Raw genomic sequence first — 20,303 nt, forward strand, 5'->3', positions numbered from 1 at the left:
CACTCCTACTTTTTCATTCATTCATACATTGCCCGGGGGCCACCGATTAGGCGGGGACGAGTACGTGCTAGGGTTAGGTGAGCTTCCCCTAGTTCTTTGACATGTATGCGAATGGGTATGGCTACGGGGCGAAGGTGCATACCAATAAAGGTGTCTCCGATGTCAATTCCAGCATGTCCTTGAATTCGCTCTACCATTACAGGAGAAGAGAATTTTTCCCATGCCTTGACGGTCATTGCACCTCCGGCATGCAAGGCTGGACGTACAGTAACAACTTCTAATTCATAGTGTTCTGCACACGCTTCTTCCACGACCAAGGCCCGGTTGATATGTTCACATCCTTGAACAGCTAAAAAAATTCCCTGTTCGTGAACCCGTCTCAAAAGGGGAGGGAGCAATACTTCGGCAACTTCTAAACTGCTTCCTTGTCCAATTCGTTGGCCGATGACTTCACTGGTGCTACACCCTAAAACGAGGATCTGTCTCGGGCGTAAATTAGCATTAAGGAAAAAGGCATCTAGGATTTCGTTCCATAGATTGCCCATATCCTGCAATTTTCGATCTACTTTATTATCCACGAAAAGGCAGTCCTCCTTTCCTATACGTAAGTCGCTTGAAAAAACCCATTTAGTAGATTTTCTCCCCACGTTCGATGTTAGAAATTAAATTTATGCGGTTGGTGTGTCTACCCCCTGAAAACTCGGTTTTTAAAAAGATGTCCACGATGTCGAGCGCCAGTCCAACACCGGTAACCCGACCACCCAGTGATAAAACATTAGCGTTATTATGTTCTCGCGCCATTCGGGCAGAAAATGTCTCTGTACAGACCGCTGCACGGATTCCTGGCATTTTATTTGCGGCCATGGCAATCCCCTGCCCTGTTCCACAGACCACAATTCCTAAATCCGCCTCTCCCTTGATGATCGAATCCCCTACTAAAAAACCATACTTGGGATAATCCACCGAGTCAGTCGAGTGGGTTCCCAAATCTTGGACTTCAAATCCTTGTGCTTCTAAATGCGTCCGAATGGCTTCCTTTAATTCGTAACCGCCATGATCAGCTCCCAGCACAACTCTCACGTTCATCCCTCCATCTCTTTTATAAATATTAGTTCTATAATTCCAGTTCTACAGATAGTTACAAAATCCCTGCAAAAACACAAAATAAAGCGACGTTTCAACGCCGCTAGTGTAGACATCTTTCGTCTTTCTTATGCTAATATTTTTGACTGATCCGATGGATCAAGGTATCTGCTCCTTTAACACTCTTAACAATTCACCAATCTCTTGTGCTGTCTGACGATAAACTTCGAGGGAACCTCCCCAGGGATCCCGCACGTCTCGTTTTTGTTTTCCCCAATCCCCTAAGCACCGGAATTTATGGACATGCTGAGGAAATTGCCGCTTCAAGCCTTCTTCTTGAGCATGGGTCATCGGTATAATCCAATCCGCCTCCACCATGAGTTCTTCCCTAATCCTCCTCGCGCGATGCTTGGATAGATCAATATTTCGCTCTGCAAGAACCTCAAGCGCGTGAGGACTGGCATACTCTCCTTCCCATGCTTCCATCCCCGCCGAACTAACTTGAACAACATCCCCTAGCATTTCCCGGGCTAACCCCTCTGCCATTGGGCTTCGGCATGTGTTTCCTGTACAAATAAACAGAAGCTTTAATCCCATTTTAAACCACCTTAATCCCTTAAGTAAGCAATTTAACTCCAATGAAAAACAAAGCTAATCCACCGAGGAGTTCAGCCTTTTCTCCCAACCACGTTCCCATAATACGTCCCAAAACCAGGCCCATTCCGGTCATTAGTCCGGCAACCATTCCTATGGTCATGACCGTTAGCGAGACATCCGCCTTGATTGTTCCCAGGGAAAACCCGACACTTAAGGCATCTAAACTAACGCTGGCGGCCAGCATATACATACCCCATCCCGTGAGAGAAACACTAGAGGAAAATCTTTTACTGGAAAGGGCATCCCTAGCCTCCCCAAACGAAAAATGTTCAGCAGTCGGTCTATAAACTTTGTAAAGCATCCGTCCCCCTAATCCCATAAGAACCAAGGCTCCTATCCCGCTTGCAAAGCGTCCAAGAATAGAGCCTAATGCCTGTCCTAGAATCATTCCGCCCAGCGGCATAGCCACATGGAAAACAGCTACCACCACCGACAAGCGCAACATCATCCTTTTCCTTATTCCTGCTAAGCCGATCGCTAAGGACAAGGAGAATGCATCTGCTCCCAGGGCAATTGCAACTGCGACAACCCATGCTATATTCAATACCCTTCCCTCCGTTCTCACTATGTATATGCACAGGAAAGGGCTTATAAGACGATTAGTAAGGACACAATGCATTGTGCCCTTACTAAATATATAGAATCCGTTGTCCGGCAGCCTTCTGCAATCGGTTCATGATAGCGGTTCCCAGGCCTTCTTCCTCCACCCCTTCAGCCAAAATCAAATCCATTCCTCTCTCATCACACAGTCGCAACCCCTCAAACAGGTTACTTGCGACTTCTTCTGGTCGATCTCTAGAACCCAATACAAACAAAAGATCCGGGAGCTGGATATGCAATAAAGGTGCACTCTCTAATGTACAAAGAACCCCGACTTTTTTTAGCCTTGCATGTCCTTTATGAATTTCTTGTCCCAATCGCCGAACAACCCGCTCGTGAGGACCAATCATCAGAATCATCTCTCCCTGTGGAGCATAGTGTCTATATTTCATACCTGGTGCTTTAGGAGCCTGATTTTCCACTGGAACGTCCACTCGAACCTCGCCCAATACCGCCTCTAACTGTTCTTTAGAAATTCCGCCCGGACGAAGGATCGTGGGAACTCCCCCACTCACATCAAGTACAGTTGATTCTAACCCTACCAGACAGGCCCCTGCGTCAAGGATAAGCGGAATTTTGCCTTTCATGTCACGCCAAACATGGCTTCCCCTTGTCGGACTGGGTTTCCCTGAGAGGTTCGCACTTGGCGCAGCAATTGGAAGCCCGGTTTCCTCGATCAGACGAAGGGCCACTGGATGACTAGGCATGCGTATCGCCACGTTGGGCAGACCCGCTGTAACAACATCCGGAACTAGAGCCGTTTTTGGCAAAACCAACGTTAACGGACCTGGCCAGAAATGTTGGACACATAGCTCTGCCTCCGGAGACCAAACCTCAACCAATTTGTTGGCCATGGCACGGTCACAAACATGCACAATCAAGGGATTATCCTGGGGTCGCCCCTTCGCTTCGAAAATTTTAGCACAAGCCGAAGCCTCCAAGGCATTAGCCCCTAAACCATAGACCGTTTCCGTCGGAAAGGCTACTAATTCCCCTTTTCGCAGCCACTCTGCACCCTCTTTTAATAGTTCAGCTTCTGGATGAAGTCCATCAATGTAACGTCGTTGTGTCTGCATTATTACGATCACCTCGCTAAGATCACCCGGTCCCGCCCCGCTAAATCCGGGAAAACTTGAGTTTCATAACCCTTCTTCTGAAATATTCCACACACCGCCTCAGCCTGATTCCAACCGATTTCCATCAGTAATTTCCCTTGCTGGTTTAGCAACGGTCCAACCTCTGCTGCCAAACGACGATAGAAGTCCAAACCGTCTTGTCCCCCTAAAAACGCCATGGCAGGTTCACTGAAAATCTCGGGAGCACACTGATTATATTCCTCTAGAGAAACATAGGGAGGGTTTGTGATAATAAAGTCCCAAAGTTCACCCTGGAGAGGGGCGACAAAATCCCCCTGGCGCCACTGCACTGAAACACCCAAGCGCAGGGCATTTTGTCGTGCCACCTCAAGGGCATCTAGTGAAAGATCCGTCCCAACCATTTTAACTTCAGGATAATAATACGCCATAGAAATAGCGAGTGCCCCACTTCCGGTGCAAAGATCCGCGACCTTAATCGATCTGCCCCGTCCTTGACGTTCTCCCTGCTTCACAAGTTCCAACCACTTCTCGACCAAAATTTCGCTGTCCGCGCGCGGTATGAGTACCCTCTCATCAACGTAGAACGAAAGGCCCATAAACTCCTGCCGTTTAAGGATGTATTGGAGAGGTTCGTGCTCAGCGCGACGCATAATAGCCCTTCGATAGTCCGTCTCCTCTTGCTCTGACAAAATTCGGTCCCCATCAAGATAGAGTCGATCACGCGCTACATCTAATACTCCAGCTAATAATAGGTCTGCGTCAAAGCGAGCATTTTCTATCCCTTTTTCCAAGAGTTGCGCCTCACCCCAACGCATTCCTTCAATTCCCTTCAAAACCGCTTAGCCCCCTAATCGATGTTCGAGGTGCGATGTTCGAATATCCCTTAGGCACCCAACTAAGTTCTCACTTACTTCAATGCGCAAATCTGCTTGACGTAAGTTCTTTTATTTAATCTCAGCTTTTAGTCGTTCCGCTTGATCCGATGTAATCAAGGCTTGGATAATCTCTTCCAAGTCTCCCGTAAGGATTGTTTCCAAGCGATGCACTGTTAAACCGATACGATGGTCAGTAACTCGTCCCTGAGGAAAGTTAAACGTTCTAATCCGCTCACTCCGGTCTCCTGTCCCCACCTGACTTCGGCGTTCAGACGCCTGTTCTCCACTTGCCTCTTCTTGAGCCTTCTCCAGGATGCGAGCACGCAAGACACGCAAGGCTTTTTCTTTGTTCTTGAGCTGTGATTTTTCATCCTGGCAAGACGCAATGATTCCTGTGGGCAAATGAGTCACTCGCACTGCCGACTGGGTGGTATTCACGCACTGTCCGCCTGGTCCGCTCGAACAATAGACATCAATGCGTAGGTCATTTGGATTAATGGAAACTTCCACTTCCTCTGCTTCCGGAAGAACGGCAACCGTTGCCGTAGACGTATGGATCCTTCCCCCAGATTCCGTGGTCGGAATCCGTTGAACTCGATGCACACCACTTTCAAACTTAAGCTTGCTATAGGCCCCATTTCCCTCGATAAGGGTGATAATCTCTTTGTAACCGCCCATATCTGAGTAGCTGGCGCTGAGCACCTCTGTTTTCCACCCCTGCCCTTCTGCATAACGAGTGTACATCCTGTAAAGATCTCCTGCAAACAAGGCAGCTTCATCTCCGCCTGCCCCGGCCCGAATCTCCATAATAACGTTTTTCTCGTCCAACGGATCCTTGGGCAAGAGTAGAATGCGAATCTTTTCTTCTAATTCCTGAGATCGGTTTCGCAATTCATCTCGTTCCTGCTCCGCCATCTCTTGCATGTCGGAGTCGAGTTTTTCCAAAAGCAAGGTTTCCGTTTCCTCCAGCTCTCGAAGTACTTCCTGATATTCTCTAAACGCCGTAACAAGATTTGTCATACCAGCCTGAGCTTTGGCGTATTTTTGCCACTCACTCTGATTAGAAATTATTTCCGGGTCGCTGAGAAGCTCCGTAAATTCGTCATATTTCCGTTCAATTTCATAAAGTTTTTCTAACATCTTTCACACCCCAAAATTTACGTAAGTTCTTGACCTGAATCCAAAACCCCTTTTAAAGCAGCCAGGGCAACCTCAAGCTGAGAATCATCCGGTTCCCGCGTGGTTAATTTCTGTAATAATAAACCAGGTACAATAAGCCAACGAAACCACGGTGATTCTAAATGTCGCGCTGAAAATTTTAGAATTTCGTAAGCGATCCCCGCCACGAAAGGCATGAGCAATATTCGGGAAATTATACGCCACCATAAGGGGTGCAAACCCACAAAAGCGAATACAAAGATGCTGACTACGACTACAATCAGAAGGAAACTCGTCCCGCAACGCGGATGCAACCTGGGAAATGGACGCGTGTTTTCTACCGTTAGCTCTTTACCCGCTTCATAGGCAAAAATTGCTTTATGCTCTGCGCCATGATACTGGAAAACCCGTTGAATATCTTTAACTCGTGAAATGAGCAAAATATAGAGGAAAAAGACAACCAGACGTATTGCCCCCTCCAAAAGATTTTGCCATACGACCCCTGTGACCTTCCCTTGAAGCAAATGAGCCATTCCAGTCGGCAATCCCACAAAAAGAAGAAGACCCAAGCCAAAAGCGAACCCTATGGTTAACGCCAATTCCCAAAACCCCAATTCTTCTTCGCCCTCTTCTTCTCCCATTGAACGGTTGGCCGAAAAGGTCAAGGCCCGAGTTCCTACAATCAATGAATCTACAAGCGCCACAAACCCTCGAATCAACGGTAACTTAAATACTGGTTTTGCCGCCCAGGTATTTAACCCTACGTGCGTTACCTCAATCTCACCATTTGGCAGCCTGACCGCAATAGCGCTTTCTCGGGGCCCACGCATCATGACTCCCTCTATGACAGCTTGCCCGCCATATTGGACCGGTCTACCCATCCTACGTCCTCCTCATCTAATATATTGAGGTCTGATGCGCGATGTTCGAGGCGTGAAGGCTTTATATCGAGACGCGATGCTCGATGCCCGATGCTCGAAGGTTAAATATCGCGCCTCGCGCTTCTCTATGGCACATTTACGCAAAAAGCAGAGCTTGCGCTCTGCTTTTCCACCAGCAACGACCGCAGGCCGTTGTTTACATCCCATATTTCTTTTTAAACCGATCAACCCGTCCGCCGGCATCGACAAACCGCTGTACCCCGGTATAGAAGGGATGGCATTTCGAACAAATTTCCACTTTAATGTCTTTTCGTGTACTTGCTGTTTGGATGATTTCCCCGCAAGCACATGTCATCGTGGTTTGTTCGTATTTCGGGTGAATTTTTTCTTTCATGTCTTCACCTTCTTTCCCATTTGGATCAAGGCGCTTTTTTGCCGCACCTGTTCGAGTAACATTTCATTTCCAGTCAACTCTTACTATTCTAGCATAACTATACTTAACTGGTCAAGATCCCATTTCTGAAAAGAGATCAACAGCCTTTCATAGCATATTTCGGTTTCTTGTCAAAGGTGTGACGTGCTTCGATAAAGCGAACCGTCCCTGTTTTCCCCCGAATGACCACGGTGTGTGTCAATGCCCCTTTGGAGGTGAAGGTGACCCCACGCAGCAAAGGGCCCTCTGTAATCCCTGTAGCCGCAAAAAAGACGTCATCACTGCTTACTAAGTCGTCCATCATTAATAATTTTTGCACATCCTCAATCCCTAAGGATTTAGCGCGGGCGACATCGTCTTCATTTTCAGGCCAAAGACGACCTTGCATTTCTCCCCCCAGGCAACGAAGGGCTGCTGCAGCTAAGACACCTTCAGGCGCTCCACCTATTCCCATCATCATGTCCACCCCAGTATCTTCAAACGCGCAGGCCACAGCCGGGGAAACATCTCCGTCTGTGATGAGACGAATCCTCGCTCCACAAGCACGCACTTCCTGAATCAATTTCTGATGGCGCGGACGATCCAAAATCACAACCGTCATGTCTGCCATACTTTTCCCCAACGCTTGAGCCACATTAGAGACGTTTTCGGCCACGGTTGCATCCAAACTAATCCGTCCAACAGCGGCTGGGCCTACCGCGATCTTATCCATATACATATCTGGTGCATGAAGTAGGCACCCCTTCGTGGCAATCGCCACAACAGCAATTGCCCCAGCAACCCCCTTGGCGACAATATTGGTTCCTTCTAGGGGATCGACGGCAACGTCCAATTCTGGACTTTCTCCATTTCCGACACGTTCTCCAATATAGAGCATCGGGGCCTCGTCCATTTCCCCTTCTCCAATTACCACCGTGCCATCCATGTGTATCGTGTCAAACACCGCCCGCATCGCTTCAACAGCAGCATTATCAGCCTCGTCCTTATTGCCGAGGCCCACCCAACGTGCTGAGGCCAATGCTGCAGCCTCTGTCACTCTAGCAAATTCCATTGTAAGTTCTCTTTCCAATTTCTAGCCCTCCTAATTTCTCTATCGAACTAATCTTGTTTCGTCTCACCCTTTTGTCAAACACACGCATTAAGACTGAGACTATCCTTCATGTATTTCAAATTATGCCATCACATTTATCGTTAATAAGTTTATTGTGCCATACTTTTATGGTGATTTCAACCCTCATTAAGTTGACCAAACCCTCGGATTCGCAAAAAGGTTGGCATCAACTTATCTGTAGTTAGACAAGCAGATGCCAATCATGCATTAAACAACCAAGTTTTTACGAACTAAATCTCAAAGTTTCTTCCAATCCGCCAAAAACTTTTCTATCCCAATATCTGTCAGAGGGTGACGGAATAATTGCCTTAAGACCCCATAAGGGACTGTTGCATAATCTGCTCCCAATTTAGCAGCTTCCGTAACATGAACAGGATTTCGAATGCTCGCTGCAATAATTTTGGTTTCGAGGTCATTGACCTGAAAAATCTCGCACATATCAGCTAACAAATTCAGCCCATTTTCCCCGATATCATCCAGTCGCCCTAGAAATGGACTAACATAGGTAGCGCCCGCACGCGCGGCCAATAGAGCTTGATTCGCTGCAAATACAAGCGTAACATTTGTCTTGATTTTCTCCGCACTTAATACCTTGACAGTTTTCAGTCCGGCTTCAGTCATAGGAATTTTGATCACGATATTGGGATGAATACCCGCCAACACATGCGCTTCCTGTAACATTCCTTCATGATCAAGGGCTATCACTTCTGCGCTTATGGGTCCATCAACAATGCCTGTCACAGTTTTGAGAAGTTCGTGGAAGTCCTTGCCTTCTTTAGCTACTAGACTGGGATTCGTCGTTAAACCAGCAATAACTCCCATATCCCAAGCCTGTTTAATTTCTTCAATATTAGCAGAATCCAAAAAAAATTGCATACGGCTGCCTTCTTTCTATTATTTACGCCTTCCCATTACTGCCGAAGACCCGTATCTTCTCGCGTATGATTGCTGTTGCAGCTTCCCGAGCGGGGCCCAACATTTTACGCGGGTCAATTTCTTTGGCATTTCCTTCAAGCACTGCGCGGGCAGCTCTTACAAACGCTTCCCGAATATTAGTGTCAATGTTAACTTTGCAAACCCCTCGTGAAATCGCCTCCCTCAGCGCATCATCGGGCACTCCCGAAGATCCATGTAACACAATCGGAGTCGAAATCTGCTCCCGAATCTTTGTTAATCGTTCAAAGTCAAGTTTAGGAATCCCAATGTATTGACCATGTGCTGTCCCTATAGCAATTGCGAGCGCATCTACCTGCGTTGCTTGAACAAAGTGCTTCGCTTCAGCTGGATCTGTAAACAAGGCCTCTCGTTCGCTCACGGTAATGTCATCCTCTGTGCCACCGATTTTGCCCAATTCAGCCTCTACAGAGAGCCCCAAAGGCCGAACTGCTTCAATCACTTTATTGGTTAACGCGATATTGTCTTCTAATGGCAGTTTCGACCCATCAATCATTACGGAAGAAAATCCATTACGAGCACACTGCATGACCTGGGCAAAACTAGTCCCATGATCCAGATGCAAGGCAATAGGAACATTCGCGTTGCTGGCAGCAACTTTAGTTAAAGCCGTGATGTACTCAATTCCAGCATATTTTATTGCACCTTGGCTAGCCTGAATAATAACTGGAGCATTTTCAGCCTCTGCTGCAGCGACTATGGCTTGGACAATCTCCATATTGTTACAGTTAAAAGCCCCCACCGCATAATGTTCTTTTTGTGCTTTTTCTAGTAACTGAGTCATCGATACTAACGCCATTTTTCTTCCTCCTTATTTGTTTTTGAAATGTGTTGACCTCGCAGCGGACTATTAATTCGCCAAGTTTTATTCTCTTCCAGATACATTGAATTTATTCCTTCAACCTGTCGAACATTATCCGCACTGTCCGCATATATGACCCCTACGGCCTCACAGCATTCACAATAAAGTTCAATACGGTCTGGTAACAACTCATAGGATAACTGCCGGTTTCCACAAGCACACCCTAAATCTCCTTGCTTGGTCAGATGGTGAAGATGATCTAAAATACGAAGCATCACTTCTGGATTTTCGAACTCTTCCTCATAACCCAAATCTATGGCCAACTCTCCAATGGATTTTTCACGTTCATGACACGCTTGGGTGACTTTCTGTTTAGGACCGATATATCCCACCGACGCTCCCACGACTGGGCAGGCCAACGGCAAAGCCTCTTTTCCCCAAATGGCATGGCGGCTTAATCTTAAATAATGGGTCTCCCCACAGTAGGCACAAACATGAGCGACGTTGAACTGTTGACGGTTCCGGCTCGTTATCGACGCAAGTTGAAGACCGCAACTAGCACAAAACAAGTCCTTACGTCCTCGCCGAGAAAATGCAAAGAGAGAGAGGGCATGAAATTCTAGCTCCCCGCATTGGGAACACTGAATGGCTATCGTCGTGTTTGTCGTTAGAATCATAAGTCCCACCTCTTCCTACTGATTATACTTCGTCGTGCAAGAAGATTCTCCTGCCTTTCAGTTAACAAAAAAGTGTGAACCCGTGAAAAGCGACGACAAAAAGAGGTCGGCACAATAGGTGCTAACCTCTAAGTAAAATGATCTCCTTAAAAGACGTCCTTCCGCTATGTTGTCTTTAAAACTCCGCCCACCCTTTCTCGCAACTCAAATAAATCAAAAGGTTTACCTATGTAATAGAGAATTCCAAGTTCCTTGGCTTGTTCCATATTCTGAGCATCCCCGTAAGCCGTCATCATAATCACGCCGACTTCCTGGTCCACAGAACGAATCTGTGCTAATGTTTCTATGCCGTTCATTCCAGGCATTTTCATATCCATCAAAATAAGATCTGGTTCAAAGGTTTTGAGTAACTGAAGAGCTTCTTCTCCATTAGCGGCCATTTCCACCAAATGTTTATCTTCCCTGAAAGTTTCAAAGAGCAGGCGACGTACGCCCAGTTGATCATCTACTACTAGAATCTTAGCCACTCACTACATCCCTTTCCCTCAAGATTGTACTGAATGTGAATCTTCTGTATAAATAGGCATAATTCCTTCTTCTATAACTCGTTCTGACAACATTTGTCCATCTTTTCGATATCTCCTGAGAATCCTAGGATTTGCCACAGTCCGGCGCAAAGGTAATTTAACCTCTTCTCCCAGCGCGCATTCCATCATTCCCACATCAAGCACGGTAAGCTGCATACCAATTTTCCCGGCAACACGCACTGTCCGCCCTTTCAGTTCCACCCGTTCTTGACCGAGGTAGATACCGAACAGCGCCACAAAATTCTTAACCACGATTTTGATAAAATCGATCCCTCCTTGAGGGACAAAGTGGGGGGCTACGCCAAATCCATCTGCATATCCCACCGGGATCACCGCCAGCTGTGTTTCTTTCTTCGTATGATATATGCTTTGATACCCCACATCCGTCCCTTTAGGGACTTTACGCAGATGAACAATCTGACTTATAGCAGTCCAAGGGTCTTCCAACCTTAATTTCCCACTAAAACCTTGCCCAGGATAATGCCCAATCAATAATGTCCCAATACGCACAAAGTCATGATGCCACTCTGGATGATCAAGAAATGCCGCGCTGTTACAGACATGTTTCCAAACCGGGTGGATTCCCCCTTCTTCAAGACGAGCGGTAAACTCCTCGAAACGTTCGTATTGCCTCAAAGTATAGGGTTGATCCCTTTGGGCGGCACGAGCGAAATGGGTATATACACCTGCAACTTTAAGATGAGGAGCGCTTGACAAAGCCGCAATAAGCTCTCCTAATTCTGAAAGTCGAAATCCTGTTCTCCCCATGCCAGTCTCAACTTTTATATGCATCTGCACGTTTTGCTGGGGTTCCAGTTCCATATTTGAACAAATCTCATTCAATTCCGAGATCGAAGACAATTCAGAGAGTGTCAGTTGCAAATGTGCTGAGATCGCCTTGGGCCATTCCTCCTTCGTGGTCGGACCCAAGACAAGGATTAACCTCTCAATTCCATGCTCCCTCAAAATTAGCCCTTCTTCGACCCTAGTAACCGCAAACGCTTCACAGCCGGCTCCTTCTAAAGCCCGTGCAACCTCAACTGCGCCCAGACCATAGGCATCCGCTTTTACAACTGCCATACACCTCGCTTCGGGTCGGAGATATTTAATAACTTCTTGATAGTTCCCCACTACCGCATCGAGATTAACTTCAATCCAGGTTCCAGCCATGGCGTTATCCCCTCCGTGTTCGCCGTAACTTACCGATGATTCCCTTGACAACATCCGAGTAAATCGGTTCTAAATGGTTCCAAAGGAAATAGATCACCCTGCGATACACGAGATCCCATTCTCCGATAAACTCTGTATACTCTCCGTTAAACCCCTTCTTAAAGCGGTAAAGGCCATAAAGAGGATTGTCTTCCGTCAAGTGCCCAGGAACCCCTCGGAAGTCATAGAGAGTGCAACCCAACGACTTTGCCCAGCGAATCATTTCCCATTGAATTAAATAGTTGGGCATGACATTGCGATGAGCGTTGGACGAAGCCCCATAGATATACCAAGCTTTATCTCCTATGACAAAAGCCAAGGTTCCGGATACAATGTTCCCTTCATACTCGGCTATGAATAACTCTCCCAGTCCTACCGGGACTAAGGAGTCATAAAGGTCTTCAAAATAAGAATAAGCTCGCACCAAGAAATGGTCGCGCTCGGTTGTTTCTTTTAAAACACGGTAAAACTCCGGTAAATCTTCGCGCGTCCCTCGCCGGATTTGTACCCCTTTTTTCTGAGCAAGGCGAATGTTGTAGCGTGTTTTTTGATGCATATTGTCTAGGAGCGTTTGCTCATCTGGCGAGATATCTAAACGAAACACATACTTTGGTTGAACCCCTTCAAAGCCCTTACCACTCTCTGCGGAATGAAATCCCTTGTTAAGCAAATACTGCTCCAGTTCTTTTTCTGATGACGGCACATCTGGGTCAATCTTTAAAAAAATCGCTCCCCGGGTTTTCGCCAACTTGCGGATTTCTGCCAGCACCAAATCGAACAGCTCCACATTCCCCCAGTCCAGCACAGGACCGCGTGAAGCGTAAAAAATAGGGATTCCAACAACTGGAATTTTACGTTCGAGAAGTGAGGCAACAGCCACAATTTCTCCATTTTCTTCAACAACTAACCGCCAGGGTACCCATCCAGTACGGCTCTTAATCTCTCCCCACTCCCAAGACTGGAGCACATGCCCTTTCGGAGCCTTGGCCAAAAAAGCATTGAACCGCGAATGTTCACGTTTATCGATCCATCTTGCAACATAGGCCATCGTTTCAGCCCCCTTCCTCTTTCCATTCTTTCCAGGGTTACAAGGCTCTAATCAACAACTTATTATTACAACAGGAAGAGTTCTTGCCATACCCTTTATCCAAGGCTTAGCAGAACTCTCCTAAGTTAGCTTACCATAATTTTCTCTTATCTGTACGTCGAAGTTCGAGATTCAAACTTCGTGCGTCGCACATTTCCCCCGTTCCAAGCCCCGGGACGCAGTATCACATAAGCGCGACGTCCAACTTCTATTTTAACGCAGCTCGAATGAACTCTCGGAAGAGCGGATGTGCTCGGTTTGGGCGAGACTTGAATTCCGGATGGAACTGTGAAGCCACAAACCATGGATGATCTGGGTATTCTACTATTTCTACCAAACGGCCGTCCAACGAGGTCCCCGAGAATCTCAACCCAGCGTTCTCGAGCTCTGTACGAAATTGGTTATTGACTTCATAACGATGACGGTGGCGCTCGTAGACAACTTGCTCTTGATACGCCTGATTAGCTATACTACCAACAACCAACTTTGCTGGGGAAATGCCTAAACGCATGGTCCCGCCTTTTTCCTCGATATCTTTTTGCTCTGGAAGTATGTCAATAACCGGATATGGCGTGTCTGCATCAAATTCCGTGCTATTGGCGCGCTCCATACCACACACATTGCGGGCAAATTCTATAATGGCTGTTTGCATACCTAAGCAGATTCCGAGAAATGGGATTTTTTGTTCTCTAGCATACCGAATCGCATCGATTTTCCCCTCAATGCCCCGGTTGCCAAACCCCCCAGGAACGAGAATCCCATCTATACCCTCTAAGTACTTTTCAGCAGATTCTTCCTCCACATTCTCGGAATTAATCCAACGGACTTTCACTTTAGCACCGTGTTCAGTCCCTGCTGATCGCAAAGCTTCTGCTACGCTTAAATAGGCATCCGGGAGTTCTACATATTTACCGACTATTGCAATCTCGATCTCCCGCGTCGGGGACTTAATTTTCTCCACCATAGCCTTCCACTCGGTCATATCAGCAGGGGGAGCCTCTATACCCGCGCGACGCAAAACGATATCATCCAATCCCTCTTCTTGAAGATTCAAAGGAACTTCGTAAATCGTTGGGGCATCTAAAGCCTGAATAACAGCTTCTAGTTTCACGTCACAGAGCAGGGCCAACTTCTCCTTCATATCCTGAGAAAGAGCTTTCTCCGTGCGACAGACAATAATCGTAGGTTGAATGCCGATTCCCCGCAATTCTTTAACCGAGTGTTGGGTGGGCTTTGTTTTTAATTCTCCAGACATGGGTAAATAAGGGACTAAGGTGACATGTATGTAGATGACATTTTCGATACCAATGTCATTTTTCATCTGGCGAATTGCCTCAAGAAAGGGCAAAGATTCAATATCCCCGACAGTTCCCCCGATCTCGGTGATCACAAAATCCGGATGGCTCTCCCGCGCCACGCGGTAGATTCGCTCCTTGATCTCATTGGTAATATGAGGAATAACTTGCACCGTTCCTCCTAGGTAATCCCCTTTGCGTTCCTTCCTGATGACTGACCAATAAACCTTGCCTGTCGTTACATTACTGTTTTTTGATACTGGCACATCAATAAAGCGCTCATAGTGACCCAAATCTAAGTCCGTCTCTGCCCCGTCCTCCGTAACAAACACTTCCCCGTGTTGATAGGGGCTCATCGTTCCTGGGTCAATATTAATATAAGGATCAAACTTCTGGATTGCCACTTTTAAACCCCTATTTTTGAGAAGACAACCAAGGGATGCCGCCGTAATTCCTTTTCCAAGGGAAGACACAACGCCGCCCGTTACGAAAATAAATTTTGTCATGCGCTTTACCATTTCCTTTCAGACCTTTGAAGTATACCAAACATCTATTTCCTACCAAACTCCCATTTTCGACGTGAAGATTTTTACTGCTACAAAACACATAAATAAAGCTAGTTCGCGAGCACTAGCTTTATTCTACCAGTCAGTAAGACTATTTTTAGTCAAGACTCAAACAGGGCATTCGAGATTTGGACCAAATTTCCTTATCTCACTGCTCTATTTTAGCTAGACTTCCAAAGGATGTCAAGATAGAATACAACCTTTGGAAGTCTAGCATACTTATTATCCGCACATAATCACATTAAAAAACTACCATTTCTCTCTACGTGTGCCTTCATCCGTCTCATCAAAGACCTCGTCTGTTTCTACGGCATCTTCATCCAAACTCTCTTCATCCAATTCTTCAGAATCAGACTTGTCATCTTCATCAGACGATACTTTATTCATTAAGCTAATTGGAGACGACCGTTTTGGGGCTTTTGTCGATTCCCAAACCTTCAGGCCCCATTCGCCCCGTCCGTGAAACGTAAATCGAGTGTCTAGGTTTATCTGGGTAAGAGCTGCCGCAATCCGAATAGCCTCCTGAGAAATTCCTAAGCGTCGCAAAACCTCTTCAATCAAATTTTGGTAATGCATGGGGTTACCCTGAGTTTTAAGAACTTCATAAGCTATATCAGCTTCCGTAGGCTTGTCTTTTTTACTTAAAGAGTGGGTCAAAACTCCACCGCCCTTCGTCGTTTTGAATATCACTATATTCGGCCCACCCCTAAATATTTCCTGCATGTCATTTATTTAAACATTAAATTTTGAAAAAGTTAATCCTACATCCTATCTGGAGCCGATACACCAAGAATACCCAACACATTGCTAACAATTTGTTTCACGGCACGCACTAAACTCAAACGTGCCCGACGCAACCCCTCGTCATCAACCAGCACACGCTGGCTGTTATAGAAAGTATGGAAGAGACCAGCCAAGTCAAGGACGTAACGGGCTAAACGATGGGGTTCCATAAGACGTGCAGCAACCATGATCTCGCTTGGGAAGTCAGCCATCTTCTTAAGCAAATCCCGTTCTTCCGAGCTGTTCAAGCGTTTTAAATCTTCTTCCAGAGGCAAGGTCCCAGCATCCCCCAGTTCTTCGGCTTGGCGCAAAATACTACATAAACGAGCATGCGCATACTGTACATAGTAAACTGGGTTATCTGAGGATTGTGCTCTAGCCAAATCCATATCAAAGTCCACGGTAGAGTCAGGATCCCGCAGAATAAAGAAGAAGCGTGCCGCATCTTTCCCTACTTCGTCCATCAGTTCGCGTAACGTAATGTACTGACCGGAACGCTTGGACATTTTCACAACTTCGCCTTTTTGGATGAGGCGCACAAGCTGCATTAGAATAATTTGGAGATGATCGGAGTCGTACCCTAAGGCAGACATCGCTCCTTTCATCCGAGCAACATGGCCATGGTGATCCGCACCCCAAATATTAATAACCTGACCAAATCCACGATCGAATTTGTTGCGATGATACGCAATGTCAGCCGCAAAATATGTGGGAGTTCCGTTGCTTCTGACCACTACTTCGTCCTTTTCGTCTCCAAACAACGTGGATTTAAGCCAAAGAGCGCCTTCTTTTTCATAAATGTACTCTTTTTTCTGGAGTTCCTCTAGGGTTAAGCGAACTTCGCCTGAATCATGAAGGGATTGTTCGCTAAACCAAACATCATAGACAACTCCAAAATCCTCAAGCGTCTCTCGGATATCATGCATTTTTTCCCCTAAGGCATACCGTACCAGAAACTCCCGTCTCAAGCCTGGCTCAACAGAAAGATACTTGTCCCCCACTTTGGCAATAAGACCCTTTACCGTTTCGATCAAATCCTCGCCATGATAACCCCCTTCTGGGAAGGGCGCATCCTGGCCCAGTTGTTGTAAATACCTCGCTTCAAGTGACAAAGCAAAATTGTGAATTTGATTCCCGGCATCATTGATGTAAAATTCCCGAGAAACTTCATACCCCGCCATCGAAAGTAAGGATGCGAGGCTGTCGCCAAGTGCTGCTCCACGAGCATTGCCCATATGTAATAGCCCCGTGGGATTTGCGCTCACGAACTCGACTTGAATCTTTTGACCCTTTCCGATATCCACCTGGCCATAGCCTTCTCCAGCTTTTAACACTTCAACAATAACATTCGTAAGCCATAGCGGATCTAAGTGAAAGTTAATAAAACCCGCCCCGGCAATTTCAGAGGATTGAATCCAAGTCCCAGTCGTATCCAGGTGTTTTATGAGTGTGGTGGCTATCTCCCGAGGGGAACGTTTCGCTTGTTTTGCTAAGACCATCGCTAGATTCGTTGCCAAATCTCCGTGTTGTCTATCTCTTGGTTCTTCCAAAACATAATTCGGTAATTCTTCAAACAGTAATTCTCCCGCCGCTTGGGCGGCATTCGCAGCTTTTAACAACTGATTCGTAATCTGTGTCTTTATATTCTCGTAGAGACTCATAGGGGGAGGTCCTCCTTTATGTTTAAAAACAGTGCATTATAACTTACCAGATTATCATCGACAAAAAGGTCATATTCTAGACTAATACGTCCCCCGTGTACTGTCAAGTCACACTCTACCTTGTGGGGCATAACGCTAAGCCAAATTTTTCCATAGCAAGTAGTATAGATGCTGCGATTGAGCTCACCCGTCTTAAACTCTTGGGTTAAATCAACTGCTCCTTTGCGATTTAGAGTGACTATTCCTTCTTTAATGATCAAAAAAGTGGATACTTCTTCAAAACCTGTGCTTTCACTTCCAGATTCTTCGTATAGCACATAGAAAACTCCGTCTCGCTCATAAAGCATTCCTTCGGTGATCACTTCCTGCTGATCTTCGTGCCCTTCGGGATACTTCTGATTTCCGTGGACCTGGATGGTTACTTTCTTCTGCAATGGTTTGCTCCTTTCGAGAGGGGGAGGTCAAGAACGAATTGTATAAAGCTTAATGTGCCTATTCTCGCTTAGCCGAATAAACTCCTTTATTGCTAATAATTTATTTCGTCAGATTATACAAGAGCGAGAGGAAACTGTTTCCTCTCGCTTATTCTTCCAATCCCATTATTCTCCTAATCCTATATCATCTTTTTACTGGAGGAATTCCCCTCGAGGGGTCTTGATAATCCGTTGAATTTTTTCTTCGGCCCCTGTAACGGCATTTAGATAGAGAAGATATTCCTCTCCTTGATACCGCCCACGGAATTCGTAACTATAGACCTCTTTGTTTCCACTTTTGGCAATGACCGCTAATCTGCTTTCTAGGACTTGGAAATTCTGACGCAGCTTGCGTTCTGCTTGGCTCATTGTTAGTTTAGCTGGGAAGGTTCGGGTTTGATGAAATGAATAATAGGGTGCTGCATCTAGGCCAACGAGCTGACCGTTGTCCAAGGCGATCATCGCCCGCACTTTATCTGGATAGATCCGTACCCCATCTTTTTCAGCAACGAAGTCGAATTGAGCGTAAGATCCGAAGTTCTCACTGGACGTTAACATGAGTTGCCAGCCTAATGTTTGCAAAACTGTTTTGGCTTTACTTGCACCTTCTTCTAAGCTCAGTGTTCGAGGTTCTATGGGACGCTGATCCCGATATAGTATTACAACCCCGCCTTGGCGGCTTACTTGCAAATAAACGTCTTTGTATTTCCAGGAATACCCACCAAGGAGGCCCTGGTAGTCCCCTGCAAATTCAGGGGTCACGTTTGCATAGCCCACTTTGTTTAAGAAATTCCGCGCCACTGCTTGGGCTTGATCTCGGGTTACTTCCCCAGAAGGGAGACCTAGGGGCTTGAGCACAACGCGAGAGGAGTATTCTCCTGTGTACGTAAAGGGCGGAAGTTTCTGCAGGCTGGCATCCAACTGATCCAGACCAGACCTAACAGATTTTGTTGGAGCTTCGGACCCGTCCGCAGCTGCTTCAGCGATCTGGGGTCCGCCCAAGCCTAGTCTTTGTCTTAGTGTCGGGGCAGGATCAGTCCAAACTAGATTTTCTGTGTCCATTCTGGTCATCATCTCTTGAACCTTTTGATTGACAGGCACAAGCCGTTCATGCATGTCTCTCAGTGTCTTATCCTCTTCCGCAGTGATTGTTTCTCCGCCAGCAACACGTTGTGCCAGAGTCCTAGCAAAATCGCCGGATTGAGTTAAAAACTGACCCACATAACTGAGACCCACCTGATCGGCTGGGATCTGAGCGAAATCCTTGAGCGCTGCATCGCTTTTACTTGAGACTTGACTTAAATAGAGAATTTTTTGAGTGGAGTTACTTGCTACATCTCCCTTGGCCATATCCGTTTCTAACTGATCAAGGTGACTTGCAAAATCAGACAAAGCCCGACGATTGTTATTTTCCGCTAAGAGACGATAGTCTCCCGCTAAGCGGTATTCATTCAATCCCCAGCCTAGAGAGATTGCCAAAGCTGCTGCCAAAGCACCTATCCAAATTTTTCTCATGCCTGTCCCCCTACTTCGTAAAAATATGATTCCCAATCTGGAGAATCTGTGGACGCGACCAAATATATTTATTCTTCGTTTTGGCTGGATTGAAAAAGAAGAGAGCACCTTTAGAAGGGTCTACTCCACTCGCAGCCTCTTGGGCAGCACGTATGGCGGATGCGGAAGGGGGCAAGTTAATTTGACCGTCATTCACGCTGGAAAAGGCCTGAGGCTGATAGATGATATCGGCAATTGTTTTAGGAAATGCCGGATCTGCAATTCGATTAATAATTACAGCAGCGACTGCAACTTGTCCCAAATAAGGCTCTCCTCGTGCCTCCGCATTCACGGCTCGGGCTAAGAGGTTAGTGTCAATGTTTTTATAACCTACAGCCTTTCCTGATCCATTCGTGCTTTGCCCGGCTAAACGTTTTAACTCTTTAATGGTTTGCGTTCCGGCCAATCCATCCACTCTTAGCCCGTGGTCCTTTTGAAAGTTCCGTACTGCCGACTCTGTTTTTGCGCCAAACTTGCCATCGACCGTCCCGACTCCATAGCCTAACTGTGCTAATTTACTTTGTAACTCTTTGACTTCTGGGCCTTTGCTCCCTCTGCCAAGCAAACGGTCACCTAACGCTGCATAGGCAATGCCGGACAAGGCTATGCTGAGAATTAGCCCGATAATCAAGACCCCCCAGGGTCTAACGCGAACTTTCATACCCTCACCTCACTTTTGTTAATGCTTCCTTAGTGTGGCAAAAGTTAAGGGAAATTATCCAACATTATCCTCTATGAATAAAATAAATATGCCCTAGGA

The 20,303-nt window shown here is 46.4% G+C and carries 22 protein-coding genes; all 22 read right to left on the minus strand.

Annotation, left to right across the window (positions count from 1 at the left end):
* Positions 1–17: 17 nt before the first annotated feature.
* The 22 genes from DSOL_RS00635 to sleB all read right to left on the minus strand — a co-directional run bounded on the left by DSOL_RS00635 (position 18) and on the right by sleB (position 20,204).
* Positions 18–545, minus strand: a complete 528-nt coding sequence (locus DSOL_RS00635) for a TIGR01440 family protein (RefSeq protein WP_075363098.1) — start codon at positions 543–545, stop codon at positions 18–20.
* A gap of 82 nt (positions 546–627) precedes the next feature.
* Positions 628–1,080, minus strand: coding sequence for a ribose 5-phosphate isomerase B (gene rpiB, locus DSOL_RS00640; protein ID WP_170871407.1), 453 nt, complete (start codon positions 1,078–1,080; stop codon positions 628–630).
* Positions 1,081–1,242: 162 nt separating this feature from the next.
* Positions 1,243–1,680 (minus strand): low molecular weight protein arginine phosphatase, encoded by a 438-nt coding sequence (locus DSOL_RS00645; RefSeq protein ID WP_075362968.1) that lies wholly within the window; start codon positions 1,678–1,680, stop codon positions 1,243–1,245.
* A gap of 19 nt (positions 1,681–1,699) precedes the next feature.
* The gene (locus tag DSOL_RS00650; protein ID WP_075362969.1) at positions 1,700–2,284 is read right to left on the minus strand and encodes a manganese efflux pump MntP; all 585 of its coding nucleotides are present in this window, start codon (positions 2,282–2,284) and stop codon (positions 1,700–1,702) included.
* A gap of 85 nt (positions 2,285–2,369) precedes the next feature.
* A complete protein-coding gene (locus tag DSOL_RS00655; RefSeq protein ID WP_075362970.1) occupies positions 2,370–3,416 on the minus strand; it encodes an L-threonylcarbamoyladenylate synthase in 1,047 nt (348 codons plus the stop codon).
* A gap of 8 nt (positions 3,417–3,424) precedes the next feature.
* Positions 3,425–4,270: a peptide chain release factor N(5)-glutamine methyltransferase gene (prmC, locus tag DSOL_RS00660; RefSeq protein WP_075362971.1), complete on the minus strand. Its 846-nt coding sequence runs from the start codon at positions 4,268–4,270 to the stop codon at positions 3,425–3,427.
* 111 nt (positions 4,271–4,381) lie between these two features.
* On the minus strand, positions 4,382–5,452 hold the full coding sequence (prfA, locus tag DSOL_RS00665) for a peptide chain release factor 1 (RefSeq protein ID WP_075362972.1): 1,071 nt from the start codon (positions 5,450–5,452) through the stop codon (positions 4,382–4,384).
* Positions 5,453–5,469: 17 nt separating this feature from the next.
* Positions 5,470–6,351: a DUF1385 domain-containing protein gene (locus DSOL_RS00670; RefSeq protein ID WP_075362973.1), complete on the minus strand. Its 882-nt coding sequence runs from the start codon at positions 6,349–6,351 to the stop codon at positions 5,470–5,472.
* A 196-nt stretch (positions 6,352–6,547) separates the two neighbouring features.
* Positions 6,548–6,745, minus strand: coding sequence for a 50S ribosomal protein L31 (rpmE, locus tag DSOL_RS00675; protein WP_075362974.1), 198 nt, complete (start codon positions 6,743–6,745; stop codon positions 6,548–6,550).
* Positions 6,746–6,881: 136 nt separating this feature from the next.
* A complete protein-coding gene (gene glpX, locus DSOL_RS00680) occupies positions 6,882–7,853 on the minus strand; it encodes a class II fructose-bisphosphatase (protein ID WP_075362975.1) in 972 nt (323 codons plus the stop codon).
* Positions 7,854–8,132: 279 nt separating this feature from the next.
* Complete coding sequence (gene fsa / locus DSOL_RS00685; RefSeq protein WP_075362976.1) at positions 8,133–8,771, minus strand: fructose-6-phosphate aldolase; 639 nt, start codon at positions 8,769–8,771, stop codon at positions 8,133–8,135.
* A 22-nt stretch (positions 8,772–8,793) separates the two neighbouring features.
* Entirely contained in the window at positions 8,794–9,648 is an 855-nt protein-coding gene (locus DSOL_RS00690) for a class II fructose-1,6-bisphosphate aldolase (protein WP_075362977.1), read from the minus strand.
* The gene (locus tag DSOL_RS00695) at positions 9,639–10,328 is read right to left on the minus strand and encodes a hypothetical protein (protein WP_075362978.1); all 690 of its coding nucleotides are present in this window, start codon (positions 10,326–10,328) and stop codon (positions 9,639–9,641) included. Before DSOL_RS00695 ends, DSOL_RS00690 begins: the two co-directional genes overlap by 10 nt.
* 164 nt (positions 10,329–10,492) lie before the next feature.
* Positions 10,493–10,855: a response regulator gene (locus DSOL_RS00700; protein ID WP_075362979.1), complete on the minus strand. Its 363-nt coding sequence runs from the start codon at positions 10,853–10,855 to the stop codon at positions 10,493–10,495.
* Positions 10,856–10,873: 18 nt separating this feature from the next.
* Positions 10,874–12,085: an alanine racemase gene (alr, locus tag DSOL_RS00705; protein ID WP_075362980.1), complete on the minus strand. Its 1,212-nt coding sequence runs from the start codon at positions 12,083–12,085 to the stop codon at positions 10,874–10,876.
* 4 nt (positions 12,086–12,089) lie between these two features.
* Positions 12,090–13,172 carry a lipid II:glycine glycyltransferase FemX gene (locus tag DSOL_RS00710; RefSeq protein WP_075362981.1) on the minus strand — a complete coding sequence of 361 codons (1,083 nt, stop codon included), beginning with the start codon at positions 13,170–13,172 and terminating at the stop codon, positions 12,090–12,092.
* A 247-nt stretch (positions 13,173–13,419) separates the two neighbouring features.
* The gene (gene pyrG, locus DSOL_RS00715; protein WP_075362982.1) at positions 13,420–15,012 is read right to left on the minus strand and encodes a CTP synthase; all 1,593 of its coding nucleotides are present in this window, start codon (positions 15,010–15,012) and stop codon (positions 13,420–13,422) included.
* A gap of 309 nt (positions 15,013–15,321) precedes the next feature.
* Complete coding sequence (gene rpoE, locus DSOL_RS00720; RefSeq protein WP_235838658.1) at positions 15,322–15,762, minus strand: DNA-directed RNA polymerase subunit delta; 441 nt, start codon at positions 15,760–15,762, stop codon at positions 15,322–15,324.
* A gap of 71 nt (positions 15,763–15,833) precedes the next feature.
* Positions 15,834–17,516 carry an arginine--tRNA ligase gene (argS, locus tag DSOL_RS00725; RefSeq protein ID WP_075362984.1) on the minus strand — a complete coding sequence of 561 codons (1,683 nt, stop codon included), beginning with the start codon at positions 17,514–17,516 and terminating at the stop codon, positions 15,834–15,836.
* The gene (locus tag DSOL_RS00730; protein WP_075362985.1) at positions 17,513–17,950 is read right to left on the minus strand and encodes a YwiB family protein; all 438 of its coding nucleotides are present in this window, start codon (positions 17,948–17,950) and stop codon (positions 17,513–17,515) included. Before DSOL_RS00730 ends, argS begins: the two co-directional genes overlap by 4 nt.
* 192 nt (positions 17,951–18,142) lie before the next feature.
* Positions 18,143–19,504, minus strand: a complete 1,362-nt coding sequence (locus DSOL_RS00735) for a PepSY1/2 domain-containing protein (protein WP_075362986.1) — start codon at positions 19,502–19,504, stop codon at positions 18,143–18,145.
* Between the two features lie 10 nt (positions 19,505–19,514).
* Positions 19,515–20,204 (minus strand): spore cortex-lytic enzyme, encoded by a 690-nt coding sequence (gene sleB / locus DSOL_RS00740; protein ID WP_075362987.1) that lies wholly within the window; start codon positions 20,202–20,204, stop codon positions 19,515–19,517.
* Between the last annotated feature and the right edge of the window lie 99 nt (positions 20,205–20,303).

The organism is Desulfosporosinus metallidurans (assembly GCF_001936615.1).
In the GTDB taxonomy this organism is placed as follows: domain Bacteria; phylum Bacillota; class Desulfitobacteriia; order Desulfitobacteriales; family Desulfitobacteriaceae; genus Desulfosporosinus; species Desulfosporosinus metallidurans.

What these genes read in the sequence shown, in the direction of transcription:
- DSOL_RS00635 (WP_075363098.1), bottom strand. Translation starts at nt 545, where the DNA reads ATGGGCAATCTATGGAACGAAATCCTAGATGCCTTTTTCCTTAATGCT.
- DSOL_RS00645 (WP_075362968.1), bottom strand. Translation starts at nt 1,680, where the DNA reads ATGGGATTAAAGCTTCTGTTTATTTGTACAGGAAACACATGCCGAAGC.
- DSOL_RS00655 (WP_075362970.1), bottom strand. Translation starts at nt 3,416, where the DNA reads ATGCAGACACAACGACGTTACATTGATGGACTTCATCCAGAAGCTGAA.
- prfA (WP_075362972.1), bottom strand. Translation starts at nt 5,452, where the DNA reads ATGTTAGAAAAACTTTATGAAATTGAACGGAAATATGACGAATTTACG.
- DSOL_RS00670 (WP_075362973.1), bottom strand. Translation starts at nt 6,351, where the DNA reads ATGGGTAGACCGGTCCAATATGGCGGGCAAGCTGTCATAGAGGGAGTC.
- rpmE (WP_075362974.1), bottom strand. Translation starts at nt 6,745, where the DNA reads ATGAAAGAAAAAATTCACCCGAAATACGAACAAACCACGATGACATGT.
- fsa (WP_075362976.1), bottom strand. Translation starts at nt 8,771, where the DNA reads ATGCAATTTTTTTTGGATTCTGCTAATATTGAAGAAATTAAACAGGCT.
- DSOL_RS00690 (WP_075362977.1), bottom strand. Translation starts at nt 9,648, where the DNA reads ATGGCGTTAGTATCGATGACTCAGTTACTAGAAAAAGCACAAAAAGAA.
- DSOL_RS00695 (WP_075362978.1), bottom strand. Translation starts at nt 10,328, where the DNA reads ATGATTCTAACGACAAACACGACGATAGCCATTCAGTGTTCCCAATGC.
- alr (WP_075362980.1), bottom strand. Translation starts at nt 12,085, where the DNA reads ATGGCTGGAACCTGGATTGAAGTTAATCTCGATGCGGTAGTGGGGAAC.
- DSOL_RS00710 (WP_075362981.1), bottom strand. Translation starts at nt 13,172, where the DNA reads ATGGCCTATGTTGCAAGATGGATCGATAAACGTGAACATTCGCGGTTC.
- pyrG (WP_075362982.1), bottom strand. Translation starts at nt 15,012, where the DNA reads ATGACAAAATTTATTTTCGTAACGGGCGGCGTTGTGTCTTCCCTTGGA.
- argS (WP_075362984.1), bottom strand. Translation starts at nt 17,516, where the DNA reads ATGAGTCTCTACGAGAATATAAAGACACAGATTACGAATCAGTTGTTA.
- DSOL_RS00735 (WP_075362986.1), bottom strand. Translation starts at nt 19,504, where the DNA reads ATGAGAAAAATTTGGATAGGTGCTTTGGCAGCAGCTTTGGCAATCTCT.
- sleB (WP_075362987.1), bottom strand. Translation starts at nt 20,204, where the DNA reads ATGAAAGTTCGCGTTAGACCCTGGGGGGTCTTGATTATCGGGCTAATT.